The organism is Pseudonocardia halophobica, assembly GCF_027922425.1.
GTDB classification, from domain to species: domain Bacteria; phylum Actinomycetota; class Actinomycetes; order Mycobacteriales; family Pseudonocardiaceae; genus Pseudonocardia; species Pseudonocardia halophobica.
In genome coordinates this window covers 1-15,342 of the sequence record NZ_BSFQ01000014.1, presented here as the reverse complement: position 1 = coordinate 15,342, position 15,342 = coordinate 1, and the positions used below count along the sequence as shown (strand labels likewise).

The window sequence follows — 15,342 nt, the reverse complement described above, 5'->3', positions numbered from 1 at the left end:
ACACCATGGCCGCCAAGCCCTTCGCCTCGTCGGCCGACCTGGCCGCGAAGGAGCAGACGCTCGAGATCCTGGCCGACGGCGTCTACGCGCTCACGGCCGAGGGCGACCCGAACATCGGGGCGGTCGAGGGGGAGGACTTCCTCGTCTGCTTCGAGGCCCTGGCCACGCCCGTGGCCGCGCGGAAGTGGCTGACCCGGCTGCGCGAGCACACCGACAAGCCGATCCGCTACCTCGTGCTCTCGCACTACCACGCCGTGCGGGTGCTGGGGGCCAGCGCGTTCGACGCGGAGATCATCGTCGCGCACGAGACCACGCGGGCCCTGATCGCCGAGCGCGGCAAGGAGGACTGGGCCAGCGAGTTCGCGCGGATGCCGCGGCTGGCCGAGGCGGCGGACTCGGTGCCGGGGCTGACGTGGCCGACGCTCACGTTCGCCGACCGGCTGACGATCGACCTCGGGGGCGACCGGGGTGACCTGGTGCTGCAGTACCACGGGCGCGGGCACACCGAGGGCGACATCACCGCCTGGCTGCCGCGGCAGAGGATCCTCTTCGCCGGCGACCTCGTCGAGGCCGAGGCGGCGCTGTACACCGGCGACGCGTTCCACCGGGACTGGGCGGGCGGCACCCTCGACCGGGTCAGGGCGGTGGGCGCCGAGCAGCTCGTCGGCGGGCGCGGCGCGGTCACCCAGGGCCGCGCGGCCGTCGACGCGGCGATCGAGCAGACCCGCGGGTTCCTGCAGGTGATGATCCGCGAGGTCGGCGGGGTGCAGGAGCGGGGCGGGACGCTGAAGGAGGCGTTCGAGGCCACGCACGCGGCGCTGGTGGACGACTACGGGCACTGGCCGATCTTCGAGCACTGCCTGCCGTTCGACGTCTCGCGGCTGTGGGACGAGCTGTCCGGCGTCGAGCGCCCCGTCATCTGGACGGCCGAGCGCGACCAGGAGGTCTGGGCCCAGCTGCAGGGCTGACGGTCAGGGGAGCGGCAGCCGCGGACCGTGCGGGTCCGCAGCGCCGTCCGTGGCGGGCAGCCCGAAGCTCGCCTCCGCCCCCAGCCCCTTCGCCGCGGCCGCCTCCCGGACCGCCGCGATCACCAGGTGCAGCGCGGGCCGCCGGGTGGCCCTGGTCCGGTAGGCGATCGAGACGGTGCGCATGACGGGCTCGGTGAGGGCGACGACGTCGATCGCGTCGTCCGTGCCGGGCGGGCGCTGCACCAGCCCGAGGTCCGAGACCAGCGTGACGCCGAGTCCGGCCGCGACCAGGGCCAGCGCGGTGAACTGTTCCTCGACCTCGTGGGTGGTGGCGGGGTCGAAGCCGGCGCGGCGGCAGGCGACGCGCACCGCGCGGCCGAAGTGCGAGCGCGGTCCGGCGAGGATCCACGGCTGGTCGGCCAGCTCGCCGAGGGTGACCGTCGCGCCCGGCACGGTGCCGGCCGGGACCGCCGCGTACAGCCGCTCGACGGCCACGACCTCCCGGGTCAGCGCGGGATCCCAGGACATGGGGTGCCCGGAGTAGTCGATCACGAACGAGAAGTCGAGGGCGCCGTCCCGGACCGCGCCGGCGGTCTCCTCGGGCGCGAGCTCGCGGGTCCGCACCTGGATGCCGGGGTGCTCGGCGGCGAGCGAGGCCAGCGCGTCGGGCAGCAGGCCGGAGGCCACCGAGGCCCAGACCCCGGCGGTCAGCCGCACCGACCGGGCCTGCTGGGCCTCCTCGACGGCGAGCTCGGCGCGCTCCACCGAGGCCAGGATCTCCTCGGCGTGCTCGGCGAGGACCATGCCCAGCTCGGTGAGCTGCACCCGGCGGCCGAGCCGCTCGAAGAGGGTGCCGCCGACGTCCCGTTCCAGCTGGGCGAGCTGCTGCGACACGGCCGACGCGGTGTAGTGCAGGGCCGCCGCCGCGGCGGTGACCGTGCCCCGCCGGTGCAGCTCCCGGAGCATGCGCAGGCGCGACAGGGAGAGCTCCACGGCGCCCACCGTAGGCGGGCGGTTCCGCTCGTGCAGGAACCGTGAACGCGATCCTCCACGATTCCTTGATGGACGCCGGCCGCGCCGCTGCCGCACAGTGGGGGCACCGGCGGAGATCGCCGGCCACCCCGGCACGACCCTCACGCCGCCGCCCCGACGGGCCCGGCGCGGTCCGTCGTGCCCCGAGCAGCAGACCGGGAGGTCCGCCGACGTGACCACGATGCAGGAGCCGATGGGGCCGCTGGGAACGCCGATCGAGGTGCCGGCCGCGCCGGTGCCCGCAGTCCTTCCCGCGGCCGCCGCTCCCGCCCCGCGGGACCGCGAGCCCTACCTGCGCGTGACGTGGACCGACCCCGTCACCGGCGCCCGCGGCCACCTCGTCGTGCACACGCTGCGGTCCGGCATCGCGACCGGCGGCACCCGCATGCGCGCCGGCTGCACCCTGGCCGAGGTCGAGGACCTGGCCCGGGGCATGGCCGCGAAGACCGCCGCCTTCGACCTGCCCGTCGGCGGGGCCAAGGGCGGCATCGACTTCGACCCGAAGGATCCGCGCGCGATCGGCGTGCTGGAGCGCTTCTGCCAGGCCATGCGCCCGTGGATCGACGGCCACTGGGTGACCGCCGAGGACCTCGGCGTGCCGCAGCACCTGATCGACGAGGTGTTCGAGCGGATCGGGCTCGGCCAGTCGTACCACGCGGCCATCTCGCGCTCGGCCGACCCCGCGGCGACCCTCGAGCGTGTCCGCCGAGGCCTCGACGCGCGCGTCCCCGGAGGCCTGCTCGGCGACGTCATCGGCGGCTACGGCGTGGCGCACGCCTGCCTCGGCGCCGCCTCCGCCTTCGGCTGGGCCGTCGAGGGCACCACCGTCGCGATCCAGGGCATCGGCACCATGGGCGGCGCCGCGGCCTGGTACCTGCACGAGGCCGGCATGCGGGTGGTCGCGATGGCCGACGCCGCCGGCACCCTCTACGACCCGGACGGCCTCGACGTCCCGGCCCTGCTCGAGCTGCGGGACGGCTTCGGCGAGATCGACCGCACCCGGCTGCCCGCCGGCGTCGCCCGCCTGCCCCGCTCCGCGGTCGTCGGGCTGCCGGCCGACGTCTTCGTGCCGGCCGCGATCTCCTACGCGATCACCCCGGACAACAGCTACGACGTGGCCGCCAAGGTCGTCGTCGAGGCCGCGAACGCCGCCACCACGCCGGAGGCCGAGGCCATGCTCGCCGCCCGCGGCGTCCCGGTGGTACCGGACTTCGTGGCCAACGCGGGCGCGGCGGCTTGGGCCTGGTGGCTGCTGCTCGGCCGGGTCGGCATGACCTGCGACGACGCCGTGACCGCCGAGGAGTCCTTCACGATGTTGCGCACGCAGATGGCCGACAAGGTCCGGCTGCTACTGGACCGCTGGGTGTCCGACGGCGTCCCGCCGCGGCTGACCGGCCTCGGCCTCGCCGTGAGCGACCTCGACGACACCGCGGGGCGGTATGCGCTCGTGATCCCATGACGTTCCCGTAGGCCCGGCGGCCCCCCGACAGCGTGGTCGGGGGCCGCCGGCGTGGTCAGGGCGGATCAGCGGGTGACGCGGCTGCCCGGGACCTCGTCGGCGTCGAGGTGGCGCAGGAGGTTGGTGACGAACCGGTCCCCGGTGCGCTGCAGCGTGACGTTCATCAGCCCGACGACGGCGGGGGAGGCGAGCCGGGAGAGCGGCAGCTCGACGTGCAGGGTCAGCCGGATCGCCAGGTGCGTGCCGCCCCCGGCGTCCCGCAGCCGGTACCAGCCCTCGGCGCCGGTGAACTCGTGGGTGTCCGGGGGCGGCTCGTGGGTGAAGTCGATGCGGGACTCCTCGGGCCCGTCGGTGAAGCGCATCCGCTCGGTGAAGGTCGGCTGGATCCCCACGCCGAGGACGGCCAGCCGCATCATGCTCCACCGCCAGCGGTCGCCGTCGGTCTCGATGCTGGTCAGCAGAGGGGTGAGCCGGGGGAGCAGCTCCGGGTCGGTGAGGACGGCCCAGATGTCGCCGCGCTCGGCGGCGACGACGGCCTCCGACTCGGTGGTCGTGGTGAAGCGGTTCACGGCGTCGAGGTTCCCGTTCTGGCTCGCGGCTGCACATCACCCCGGCCGGACGGCACGGCCCGGCCCGCCTCGTCCGGCCCCGCGGCGCGCAGCGTCCGCAGGATCCGGGCGAGGTCCGCGCGGTCCCGCTCGTCCAGCCCGGCGAACAGGCTCTCGGACTCGGCCTGCCGCGCCGCCCGGACCTCGTGGGCCAGCGTGACGCCCTTCGCGGTGAGCGCGACGAGCGTGGCCCGCCGGTCCGCCGGGTCCGGCGTACGCTCGGCGAGGCCGCGTTCCTGCAGGTCGTCGACCACCTCGGTGGCCGAGCGCGGGGCGATCCGCAGGTGCTCGGCGAGGGTCGACAGGCGCATCCGGCCGTGCCGGGCCAGCGTGGCGACGGCCCGGAACTGCGAGGGCGTGACGTCCCACGGCGCCAGCGCCTCCTTGTTGCGGCCCCGGAGCATGCGCGCGACGGCCCAGAAGGCCTCGGCCAGCGTCTCCTCCCCCTCGCTCACGGGAATACCGTACCAGCGGTTCGTGTTGTTCCCTCATGTTGAGGTAACCTCAGCAAACGTCGAGAGGGGACACGCACTTGGATCCGCAGACACACCACGCCCAGGCCGCCCGGACCGTCCCGAGCGCCCGGGCCGACGCGCCCCGTCGGCCGCGGAGAAGCAGCAGGCCCGCGAGGTCTCGCTGCGCCGGATCGGCCGGCTCTTCACCCCGTACCGCGGGCCGCTCGCGCTGGTCGTGGCGATCATCGTCGCCTCGTCCGTGGTGGGCATGGCCTCGCCCTTCCTGCTCCGCGAGGTGCTCGACGTCGCCCTGCCGAACCGCGACGTCCCGCTGCTGGCCTGGCTGGTCGGCGGCATGGTCGCCGTCGCTGCCGTGACCGCCGCCTTCGGTGTGGTCCAGACCTGGATCTCGACGCGGGTCGGCCAGCAGGTGATGCACCGGCTGCGCACGGACGTCTTCGCGCACCTGCAGCGCCAGTCGCTCGGCTTCTTCACTCGCACCCGTACCGGCGAGGTGCAGTCCCGCATCACCAACGACATCGGCGGCATGCAGTCCGTGGTCACCTCCACGGCCACGTCGATCGCGTCGAACCTGACCACGACCGTCGCCACCCTGGTCGCGATGGTCGCCCTGTCCTGGCAGCTCACGCTGATCTCGCTGCTCGTGCTGCCGCCCGCGATCCTGCTGTCCCGCCGTGTCGCCCGGATGCGCCGCAGCATCACCGCGCGCCAGCAGCGCGAGCTCGCCGACCTCAACGTGACGATCGAGGAGGGCCTCTCGATCTCCGGCATCCAGCTGAGCAAGACCCTCGGCGCCGGCCCGGCCCTCGTCGACCGCTTCACCGCGTCGTCCGAGCGGCTGGTCGACCTCGAGCTGCGCAGCCAGCTGGCCGGCCGCTGGCGGATGGCCACGATGAGCATCATCTTCGCCGCGATCCCCGCGGTGATCTACCTGTCCGCCGGCCTGCCGATCACCGCGGGCGCGATGACCGTCGGCACATTGATCGCCTTCACGAGCCTGCAGGGCAGCCTGTTCCGGCCGCTCACGGGCCTGCTCGACGTCGGCGTCTCGCTGGTCGGCTCGCTGGCCCTGTTCGCCCGGATCTTCGAGTACCTGGATCTGCCGGTCGAGGTCGACGACCCGGCCGAGCCCGTCGCCGTCGACCCCGCCCGGGTGCGCGGGCACGTCCGCTTCGAGGACGTGACCTTCGCCTACCCGGGCAGCGACACCGCGGCCGTCGCGGGCGTGAACCTCGACGTGCCCGCCGGCACCACCCTCGCCCTGGTGGGGGAGACCGGCTCCGGCAAGTCGACCCTGGCCTCGCTGGTCCCGCGGCTGCGCGACCCCGATGCCGGACGGATCACGATCGACGGTGTCGACGTCCGGGACCTGCGCCTGGCCGACCTCGCCCGGATCGTCGGCGTGGTGAGCCAGGAGGCCTACCTGCTGCACTCCACCGTGCGGGAGAACCTGCGGCACGCCAGGCCCGAGGCCACGGACGCCGAGATCGAGGCCGCCGCCCGGGCCGCCCAAGTCCACGACCTGATCGCGAGCCTGCCCGAGGGCTACGACACGGTCGTCGGCTCCCGCGGGTACCGGTTCTCCGGCGGCGAGAAGCAGCGGATCGCGATCGCCCGCACGCTGCTGCGCGACCCGAAGGTGCTGGTCCTCGACGAGGCCACCAGCGCCCTCGACACGGAGACCGAGCGGGCGGTTCAGCGCGCCTTCACCGAGCTGGCGAAGGGCCGCACCACCATCACCATCGCGCACCGGCTCTCCACGGTCCGCGACGCCGACGAGATCGCCGTGCTGGACCACGGCCGCGTCGTCGAGCGGGGGACGCACGACGCGCTGGTGGCCGACCGCGGCCGCTACGCCACCCTCGCCGCGTGAGCGCTCACGCGAAGCCGGCCACCTCGTGCGGCCGGTACGGCTCCTCGAGGAACGCGACCTCCTCCGCCGACAGCGTGACGTCGACGGCGGAGAGCGCGTCCTCGAGGTGCTGCCGCTTGGTGGCCCCGACGATCGGCGCGGTCACCGTGGGCTTGCTCAGCAGCCACGCCAGCCCGATCTGCGCCGGCAGTAACCCCCGGCGCTCCGCGAGCTCCAGGACCCGGTCCACGATCTCGCGGTCCTCGTCCCGGTAGAGGCTGCGGCCGAACTCGTCCGTCTCGGTGCGCGCCGTGGTCGCGTCCCAGGCCCGGGTCAGCCGCCCGCGGGCCAGCGGGCTCCACGGGATCACGCCGACGCCCTGGTCGACGCACAGCGGCAGCATCTCCCGCTCCTCCTCGCGGTAGAGCAGGTTGTAGTGGTTCTGCATGGTCGCGAAGGGCGTCCAGCCGTGCCGCTCGGCGGTGTGCTGGGCCTTCGCGAACTGCCAGGCCCACATCGACGACGCCCCGATGTGCAGCGCCTTGCCCGCCTTCACGACGTCGTGCAGCGCCTCCATCGTGACCTCGATCGGCGTGTGCGGGTCCCACCGGTGGATCTGGTAGAGGTCCACGTGGTCCACGCCGAGCCGGCGCAGGCTGGCGTCGAGCTCGCTGAGGATCGCCTTGCGCGACAGGCCCTGCCCGTTGGGCCCGGGCCGCATCCGGCCGTTGACCTTGGTGGCCAGCACGATCTCGTCCCGGTGCCCGTACTCGGCCAGGACCTTCCCGAGGATCTCCTCGCTGCCGCCCGCGGAGTACACGTTGGCGGTGTCGACGAAGTTCACCCCGGCCTCGAACGCGCGCAGGATGATCGGTCGCGCGTCGTCCTCGCCGAGCGTCCAGTCGTGCCGACCGCGCCCGGGCTCGCCGAAGCTCATCGCCCCCAGACAGATGCGCGAGACGTCCAGGCCGGTCGATCCCAGCTTCACGTACTGCATACGTCCTCCTCCCGGCTGTCTCCCCAGGCCTTCCCGATCTCGGCCTTTGACAGTCGTCCCGGCGCGACCTATCTTGGTTGAGAGTTCAGTTGAACATTGAATAAAAGGTACGAACGGAGTGCGAGATGCCCGTGCACCCCTACGAGACGCACCTCGCCCGGGTCGCGCGGGCCGGCGAGCACGCCGCGTGGACGCCGGCCGACGGGCCGCTGCCCGCCCTCTACCTGAGCCACGGCGCCCCGCCGCTGTTCGAGGACCCGGCGTGGATGGCGGAGCTGTTCAGCTGGGCGCGCTCGATGCCGCGGCCGAAGTCCGTGCTCATCGTGTCGGCGCACTGGGAGGAGGCACCGCTCGCGATCTCCAGCAGCGCCGCGCACGTCACTCCGGTCTACGACTTCGGCGGCTTCGACCCGACGTACTACCGGATGCGCTACGACACCCCGGAGGCGAGTGCGCTCGCCCGGCGGGTCGTCGGCGCGCTGAGCAGCGAGAACGTCCACGAGACCGGCCGCGGGCTCGACCACGGGGCCTGGGTGCCGCTCAAGGTCATGTACCCCGAGGCGGACATCCCGGTGCTGCAGCTGAGCCTGCCCACCGCCGACCCGACGACCTTGCTGGGCCTCGGCGGGAAGCTGCGCGCGCTGCGCGAGGAGGGCGTGCTGGTGATCGGCTCCGGCTTCACCACGCACGGGCTGCCCTTCCTCACCCGCCAGGCGATCACCGGCGGCGCCGCGCCCGGATGGTCGCGCCAGTTCGACGCGTGGGCCGCGGAGGCCCTGCGCCGCGGCGACGTCGACGAGCTGGCGGCCTACCGCGCCAAGGCGCCCGGCATGCCCTACGCGCACCCGACCGTCGAGCACTTCACCCCGCTCTTCGTGACCCTCGGCGCCTCCACCGATCCCGAGGCGCCGCGCGAGGCGACGATCGACGGGTTCTGGTGGGGCCTGTCCAAGCGCTCCTTCGCCGCCGCCTGATCAAGCCAGGTGCTGCCGGAAGAAGGCGTCGATGCGCCGCCACGCGTCGGCGGCGCTCTCCGGCTCGGGCCCCATGCCCGTGACCCGCAGCAGCGGGCGCAGGGCGCGGGGCCCGTTCTGCCGCTCGTTGAGGAACGAGTGGTTGGCGGCCGGGTACTCGGCGACGTCGTGCGGCACACCGGCCCGGGTCAGGGCCGCCTCCAGCTTCCCGGCGGCGCCCTTGAGCGAGATGTCCTTCGCCCCGAAGCTGCCCACGATCGGGCACGCCCCGGCCACCGCGGCGTCGAGGTCCTTGGGCAGCTGGCCGTAGTTGACCGAGGACGCGTCGAACCCCCGCGAGGCCGTGAGCAGCGCGAACCCGCCGCCCATGCAGAAGCCGATCACACCGACCTTGCCGGTGCAGTCGTCCCGCGCGGTCAGCTCGGCCCGGGCGGCCTCGATGTCGGCGAACGCGCGACCCCGACCGGAGAACAGGGCGCGGAAGGTCGAGACCAGGCACTTCCGGGCGCCGCCCGCGCTGAACAGGTCCGGCGCCAGCGCCAGGTAGCCCCGGGCGGCGAGCCGGTCGGCGTGCCGGCGCATCTCGTCGTCGAGCCCGAAGGCCTCGTGCACCACGACCACGCCCGGCCACGGCCCCTCGCCCTCCGGTGTCGCCAGGTACCCGCGGAGGGTGGGGGAGCCGCCGGTCGCCGCGGCCCGCGCGGTGAGGTCGATGTCGGTCACGAGGAGGCACGGTAGCGCGCCCGTCCGATCAGGACAGCCGCTCCACCTCGACCGTGATCTCGCCGGAGTTGTTGCCGTAGCAGCCCAGGGCGTCGTTCGGGTAGGCGTACAGGTAGCCCTCGGCCGGGACCTCGGCCGTCGTGCCCGCCCCGATCGCGATCACCGTGTCGTCGGCGTCCGGGCTCGGGGCGTCCGCCACCGACCCGACCAGGCAGAGCCACGGCAGGTCGTCGTGCCGGCGGGTGAAGGCGAGCTCCGCGCGGTCGTTGCCCGACACCCGCCGCAGGACCCGCTCCAGCCCGGAGAACACCCCGCCCAGCGCCCCGGAACGCCCCGGGCCGCCCTCCGGCCCGCACGACCGCCCCGCGCTCGTCCAGCGGCCCTCCGCGGTGAACCGGTACTCGCCCTTCTCCAGCCACAGGCCGGTCGCGGTCCATGCGCAGTCCGCGGGGACGGTGAGCCGGGCCGACTGCCCGGCGGCGAGGGTCGTCGTGCTGCGGTAGCCCTGCGCGGCCTGCCGCTGCAGCGCCACGTCCGACACGGCAGGCTCGGGCCGGGCCGCGTCGACCCGCGGCACGGTCCGCGGGCGCGGCTGGAAGGCGATCTCCAGTGCCGCGCCCACCAGCCCGTCCGCCATCGTGTGCGACGGCGCCGTGGCCGACGGGGCGAACCCGGTCACCGCCGCCAGGTCGAAGGTCAGGTGCGCGGCCTCGGCCGCCATCCAGGCCAGCGCGGTGTCGCTGAGCCCCTTCTCGCGGTACCCGCCGCCGACGTCCCCGTGGTCGCCCGGGAACCAGACCTGCTTCATGTCCTGCCCCGGCGCGGGCGGGTCCCACAGCGTGGGGCGGAACGGGCCGCGGAGCTCGTCGAGCGACACGGCGTGCCGGGCGACCGGGATCCGGCGGTCCAGCGTGACGTCGAGGAACGTGTAGTGCTCGCGGGAGTGCACCAGGTCGGGGATCCCCACGTAGACCGGGATGCCGAGCGCGCCGACGGTGTCCCAGACGCCCACGAACTCGATCGGCGACGTCGGCTCGTCCGGCTCGTAGGCCAGGACGAGCCCCGTGCTCCAGTCCGGGTCGTCCGAATGGTTCCGCAGGTCCCGGTACCGCCGGTAGGCGCGCCGGACGGCGTCGTCGCGGGCGGCGGGGTCGAGCCCGGTCCCGTCGACGATGCCGACCCGGCCGACCATCCCGCTCAGGCTGCGCGCGGTGTAGGCGCCGCGGCTGAAGCCGAACAGCGAGATCCGGTCGCCGGGCCGGTAGGTGTCGACCAGGAACCGGTACCCGTCCGTGATCGACCGGTCGAGGCCGGCGCCGGTCAGCCCGGCCCGCAGGTTGCCGACCGGGTCGAGCGACGCCGTGCCGACGCCGGGCACGTACTTCGCCGGCGGCGAGCCCGGCCCGGGGCGGTGCGCCCGGTGCAGCCGGGCCACGTTGCTGTCCGCGGCGACGTTCTGCCAGGTGCCGTCGCAGCACACCACGAGCCGACGCATCCGACCTCCCCGGTCCCGAACGGTGCCCGATCAGCGCCGTTCCGATCACTGCCCCCGAGGGTCCCGCCCGCCCGGCGGCCCCGGCCAGTGCGACAACTACGTAGTCCGGAAGTCCATGGTCGGGAAATCCGGTCGGCCCGCTGCCCCGGACGGACTACTGTTGCACGGCGCGACGATCGTCCGCCGGAACCGTCGGACCCCGCGGCTATCGTCGGCCTCCCCACCACACGTCCGCCCGCGGCGGGCCACTCACGACAGGGGTGTGTCGACGCATGTTGCTGCGCCTGCTGCGGCGGTACCTGCAACCCTTCCGCAGGCCGCTCGCCCTCGTCGTCGTCCTGCAGCTGATCGGGACGATGGCGGCGCTCTACCTGCCCAGCCTCAACGCGGACATCATCGACCGCGGGATCGCCCGCGGCGACACCGGCCACATCCTCGGCACCGGCGGCTGGATGCTCGTGGTCTCGCTGATCCAGGTCGTCTGCTCGATCGCCGCGGTCTGGTTCGGCTCCCACACGGCGATGGGCTTCGGGCGGGACGTGCGGGCGGCCGTCTTCCACCGGGTCGGCGAGTTCTCGGTGCGCGAGGTGAACCGCTTCGGGGCGCCGTCGCTGATCACCCGCAGCACGAACGACGTGCAACAGGTGCAGATGCTGGTGCTGGTGAGCTGCACCATGCTCGTGTCGGCGCCGATCATGTGCGTCGGCGGCGTGGTCATGGCGCTGCAGGAGGACGCCGGCCTGTCGTGGCTGGTCGCGGTCTCGGTGCCCGTGCTGGCCCTGAGCATCGGCGCGGTCGTGGTGCGGATGGTGCCGAAGTTCCGGCTGCTGCAGGAGCGGATCGACGCCGTCAACCGCGTGCTCCGCGAGCAGATCACCGGCATCCGCGTGGTGCGGGCCTTCGTCCGCGAGCCGCACGAGCGGGCCCGGTTCGGCGTGGTCAACCGCGAGGTCACGGCGGTGGCCACGGCCGCGGGCCGGCTCCAGGCGCTGATCTTCCCGATCGTGATGCTGGTGCTCAACGCGTCGAGCGTGGCCGTGCTCTGGTTCGGGGCGATCCGGATCGACGCGGGGGAGATGCAGATCGGGGCCCTCACGGCGTTCCTGGCCTACCTGCTGCAGATCCTCATGGCCGTCATGATGGCCACGTTCATGGCGATCATGGTGCCGCGCGCCGCCGTCTGCGCCGAGCGGATCACCGAGGTGCTCGACACGGAGTCGTCGGTCTCGCCGCCGCCGCAGCCGGTCGTCCCGGAGGCCGTCGAGGGCGTGCTGGAGTTCCGCGCGGCCACCTTCCGCTACCCCGGGGCGGCCGAGCCGGTCCTGCGCGGGATCGACCTGGTCGCGCGGCCGGGAGAGACCACGGCGATCATCGGCAGCACCGGCGCGGGCAAGACCACGCTGCTCTCGCTGGTCCCGCGGCTGTTCGACGTCACCGAGGGCGCGGTGCTGGTCGACGGGGTCGACGTGCGCGACCTCGACCCCGAGGAGCTCTGGCGGCGGATCGGGCTGGTGCCGCAGAAGCCCTACCTGTTCTCCGGCACGGTCGCGAGCAACCTGCGGTACGGCGACCCGGCGGCCACGGACGAGCAGCTGTGGGAGGCACTGCGGATCGCGCAGGCCGAGGACTTCGTGCGCGCCATGCCGGAGGGTCTGGACTCGCCGATCTCGCAGGGCGGCACGAACGTCTCCGGCGGTCAGCGGCAGCGGCTCGCCATCGCCCGGGCCCTGGTCAAGCGGCCGCCGATCTACCTGTTCGACGACTCGTTCTCCGCCCTCGACCTCGCCACGGACGCCCGGCTGCGGGCCGCGCTGGTCCCGGTCACGGCCGCGGCGACCGTGGTGGTCGTGGCCCAGCGGGTGTCCACGGTGGCGGCGGCGGACCGGATCGTCGTGCTCGACGACGGCGTGGTCGTCGGCGTCGGACGGCACGAGGAGCTGCTGGCGGACTGCCCCACCTACGCCGAGATCGTCGAGTCCCAGCTCGGTGTCGAGGAGGCCGCGTGACCACCACCGCCCCCGGCGGCCGCCCCCGGCAGGACGCGGACACCGTCTCCGCCGCCCGCGGCATGGCCGCCCAGCGCCGCGGCGGCGGACCGCCCTGGGCCGGCATCGGCCAGCCCGCCGAGAAGGCCGCGACGTTCGGGCCGTCGGCCAGGCGGCTGATCGGCCGGCTCGCGCCGGAGCGGCTCGGCGTGCTGCTCGTCGTCGCGCTGGGCGTGATCAGCGTGACGCTCAACGTCGTCGGGCCGCGGATCCTCGGGCACGCCACGGACGTGATCTTCGCGGGCGTGATCGGCGCGCAGCTGCCCGCGGGGCTCACCGCGGCCGAGGCCGCCGAGCAGGCGCGCCTGGCCGGCAACGACACCGTCGCCACGCTCATCGAGAGCCAGGGCGTCGTGCCGGGGCAGGGGATCGACTTCGGTGCGCTCGGCCTGGTGCTGCTCGCCGTGCTCGCGATCTACCTGGCGGCGTCGGCGTTCTCCTACGCGCAGGGCTACCTGCTCAACGGGATCGTGCAGCGCACGGTGTTCCAGCTGCGCCGCGAGGTCGAGGACAAGATCCACCGGCTGCCGTTGCGGTACTTCGACGGCCGGCAGCGCGGCGAGGTGCTCAGCCGGGTCACCAACGACATCGACAACGTGCAGCAGTCGCTGCAGCAGACGTTGAGCCAGCTGCTGACCTCGCTGCTCACGATCGTCGGCGTGCTGGCCATGATGCTCGTGATCTCGCCGCTGCTCGCGCTGATCGCGCTGATCACCGTGCCGGTGTCGATCTGGCTCACCCGGGCCATCGGGCGGCGCTCACAGACGCAGTTCGTGGCGCAGTGGCGCAACACCGGCATCCTCAACGGGCACATCGAGGAGGCCTTCACCGGGCACGAGCTGGTGCGGGTGTTCGGCCGGCGGGCCGAGGTCGAGGCGCAGTTCGAGGAGAAGAACGCGAACCTCTTCGGCGCGAGCTTCCGGGCCCAGTTCATCTCCGGGATCATCATGCCGTCGATGATGTTCGTCGGGAACCTGAACTACGTGCTCGTGGCCGTGATCGGCGGGCTGCGGGTGGCCTCGGGCTCGCTCACGCTGGGGGACGTCCAGGCGTTCGTCCAGTACTCCCGGCAGTTCACCCAGCCGCTCACCCAGGCCGCGTCGATGGCCAACCTGCTGCAGTCCGGGGTGGCGTCGGCCGAGCGGGTGTTCGAGCTGCTCGACGCCGAGGAGCAGACCCCGGACCCGGCGGTGCCCGAGGTGCGCACCGAGCGCCGCGGCCGGGTCGCGTTCGAGCACGTCTCGTTCCGGTACGAGCCCGACCGCCCGCTGATCACGGACCTCTCGCTGGTCGCCGAGCCCGGCCAGACCGTCGCGATCGTCGGGCCCACCGGCGCGGGCAAGACCACGCTGGTGAACCTGGTGCTGCGGTTCTACGAGCTCGACGCCGGCCGGATCACGCTCGACGGCGTCGACACCGCCCGCATGGCGCGCGCCGACCTGCGCTCCGGGATCGGCATGGTCCTGCAGGACACGTGGCTCTTCCACGGCACGATCCGGGACAACATCGCCTACGGCCGCCCGGGCGCCACCGAGGAGGAGATCCTCGCCGCGGCCCGCGCCACCTACGTCGACCGGTTCGTCCGCAGCCTGCCCGGGGGCTACGACACGGTGATCGACGAGGAGGGCACCGGCGTCAGCGCGGGGGAGAAGCAGCTGATCACGATCGCACGGGCCTTCCTCGCCGATCCCTCGCTGCTGATCCTCGACGAGGCCACCAGCTCCGTCGACACCCGCACCGAGCTGCTGGTGCAGCGGGCCATGGCGGCGCTGCGCGCCGAGCGCACCAGCTTCGTGATCGCCCACCGGCTCTCCACGATCCGCGACGCGGACCTGATCCTGGTCATGGAGGAGGGCTCGATCGTCGAGCAGGGCACGCACGAGGAGCTGCTCGCCGCGGGCGGCGCGTACCACCGGCTCTACCAGGCCCAGTTCGCCGGCGCGGCCGCGCAGGACTGAGCGGGACTCCAGGGCTGTTCGAGCACGCTCCGACAGCGCGACGATCCGCCGGGCCAGCTCGAAGCAGGTAGGTGCGCCGGGCCCGGATGTGCAGGAACAGGTCGCCGGGGTGGCCGGCGCGTGGTGCCGCTCGCCGGTGAGCTCGCGGAAGGGGTGCAGGGTGCGCCGGGCGGGCGGCCTCGCCGCCCGGCTCGACCACGAGCGTGGGAAACACGGCGCTCTCGGTCAGCGGGGCGAGGACCGCCTGGGGTTCGGGCACGGGCACCTCCGGTCGCCGGAACGCCGCCATGATCGCGGGTCGGGGCCGCACGGTCGAGGGGCGGCCCGGGCCCAGCGGGTGCGGACGTCCGCGGGCGGGGGCAGGGTGGACGGTCTCACACCGGCACGGCCTGGCCGGGCTGCGGCACCGGCTTCTATATTCTGCAGAATCCTGAGAGGCGCGACGAGGGGTCCGAGCATGAGCACGTTGAGCACCGAGGAGCGGGCCGTCGTCGAGACGGTGCGGGACTGGGTCGACCGCGAGGTGAAGCCCGTCGTCCGGGACCTCGAGCACGCGAACGAGTACCCCGAGAAGCTCATCGAGCAGATGAAGGAGCTCGGGATCTACGGGCTCGCGATCCCGGAGCCGTGGGGCGAGGCCCCGGTGTCGATGCCCTGCTATGCGCTGGTCACCGCCGAGTTGGCGCGGGGCTGGATGTCGCTGGCCGGGGCGATGGGTGGGCACACGGTGGTCGCGAAGCTGCTGCTGGCGTTCG

The 15,342-nt window shown here is 73.7% G+C and carries 13 protein-coding genes; 7 read left to right on the top strand and 6 right to left on the bottom strand.

From position 1 onward, the window contains the following. The first annotated feature begins 5 nt into the window (after window positions 1-5). Window positions 6-968 (top strand): MBL fold metallo-hydrolase, encoded by a 963-nt coding sequence (locus PKE99_RS17620; protein ID WP_271214889.1) that lies wholly within the window; start codon window positions 6-8, stop codon window positions 966-968. Window positions 969-971: 3 nt separating this feature from the next. On the opposite strand, the gene PKE99_RS17615 is transcribed toward PKE99_RS17620, so the two are convergent. After that, window positions 972-1,961: a LysR family transcriptional regulator gene (locus tag PKE99_RS17615; RefSeq protein ID WP_051737747.1), complete on the bottom strand. Its 990-nt coding sequence runs from the start codon at window positions 1,959-1,961 to the stop codon at window positions 972-974. Window positions 1,962-2,172: 211 nt separating this feature from the next. On the opposite strand from PKE99_RS17615, the gene PKE99_RS17610 reads away from it, so the two are divergent. After that, window positions 2,173-3,459 (top strand): Glu/Leu/Phe/Val dehydrogenase dimerization domain-containing protein, encoded by a 1,287-nt coding sequence (locus PKE99_RS17610; RefSeq protein WP_231498293.1) that lies wholly within the window; start codon window positions 2,173-2,175, stop codon window positions 3,457-3,459. Window positions 3,460-3,524: 65 nt separating this feature from the next. Here the strand turns inward: PKE99_RS17610 and PKE99_RS17605 are convergent, their stop codons facing one another. Both PKE99_RS17605 and PKE99_RS17600 read right to left on the bottom strand, forming a co-directional pair. After that, the gene (locus tag PKE99_RS17605; protein WP_037048242.1) at window positions 3,525-4,028 is read right to left on the bottom strand and encodes an SRPBCC family protein; all 504 of its coding nucleotides are present in this window, start codon (window positions 4,026-4,028) and stop codon (window positions 3,525-3,527) included. After that, window positions 4,025-4,522: a MarR family winged helix-turn-helix transcriptional regulator gene (locus PKE99_RS17600; RefSeq protein ID WP_063739803.1), complete on the bottom strand. Its 498-nt coding sequence runs from the start codon at window positions 4,520-4,522 to the stop codon at window positions 4,025-4,027. The genes PKE99_RS17605 and PKE99_RS17600 overlap by 4 nt, the downstream gene beginning before the upstream one ends. Before the next feature lie 235 nt (window positions 4,523-4,757). On the opposite strand from PKE99_RS17600, the gene PKE99_RS17595 reads away from it, so the two are divergent. Then, entirely contained in the window at window positions 4,758-6,416 is a 1,659-nt protein-coding gene (locus PKE99_RS17595) for an ABC transporter ATP-binding protein (RefSeq protein WP_269323031.1), read from the top strand. Window positions 6,417-6,420: 4 nt separating this feature from the next. Here PKE99_RS17595 and PKE99_RS17590 read toward each other — a convergent pair whose 3' ends face one another. Next, window positions 6,421-7,392, bottom strand: coding sequence for an aldo/keto reductase (locus PKE99_RS17590; protein ID WP_037048246.1), 972 nt, complete (start codon window positions 7,390-7,392; stop codon window positions 6,421-6,423). 125 nt (window positions 7,393-7,517) lie between these two features. On the opposite strand from PKE99_RS17590, the gene PKE99_RS17585 reads away from it, so the two are divergent. Further along, the gene (locus PKE99_RS17585) at window positions 7,518-8,366 is read left to right on the top strand and encodes a dioxygenase family protein (RefSeq protein WP_037048250.1); all 849 of its coding nucleotides are present in this window, start codon (window positions 7,518-7,520) and stop codon (window positions 8,364-8,366) included. On the opposite strand, the gene PKE99_RS17580 is transcribed toward PKE99_RS17585, so the two are convergent. Both PKE99_RS17580 and PKE99_RS17575 read right to left on the bottom strand, forming a co-directional pair. After that, on the bottom strand, window positions 8,367-9,080 hold the full coding sequence (locus tag PKE99_RS17580) for a dienelactone hydrolase family protein (protein ID WP_197040722.1): 714 nt from the start codon (window positions 9,078-9,080) through the stop codon (window positions 8,367-8,369). It lies immediately after the preceding gene. Between the two features lie 37 nt (window positions 9,081-9,117). Then, on the bottom strand, window positions 9,118-10,584 hold the full coding sequence (locus tag PKE99_RS17575) for a T6SS phospholipase effector Tle1-like catalytic domain-containing protein (protein ID WP_037048254.1): 1,467 nt from the start codon (window positions 10,582-10,584) through the stop codon (window positions 9,118-9,120). Window positions 10,585-10,856: 272 nt separating this feature from the next. On the opposite strand from PKE99_RS17575, the gene PKE99_RS17570 reads away from it, so the two are divergent. The 3 genes from PKE99_RS17570 to PKE99_RS17560 all read left to right on the top strand — a co-directional run. Continuing rightward, the gene (locus tag PKE99_RS17570) at window positions 10,857-12,590 is read left to right on the top strand and encodes an ABC transporter ATP-binding protein (RefSeq protein WP_037048256.1); all 1,734 of its coding nucleotides are present in this window, start codon (window positions 10,857-10,859) and stop codon (window positions 12,588-12,590) included. A 62-nt stretch (window positions 12,591-12,652) separates the two neighbouring features. Next, complete coding sequence (locus PKE99_RS17565; RefSeq protein WP_081924349.1) at window positions 12,653-14,587, top strand: ABC transporter ATP-binding protein; 1,935 nt, start codon at window positions 12,653-12,655, stop codon at window positions 14,585-14,587. A 457-nt stretch (window positions 14,588-15,044) separates the two neighbouring features. Next, the coding region (locus PKE99_RS17560) for an acyl-CoA dehydrogenase family protein (RefSeq protein ID WP_271214888.1) at window positions 15,045-15,342 on the top strand (298 nt) is incomplete at its 3' end.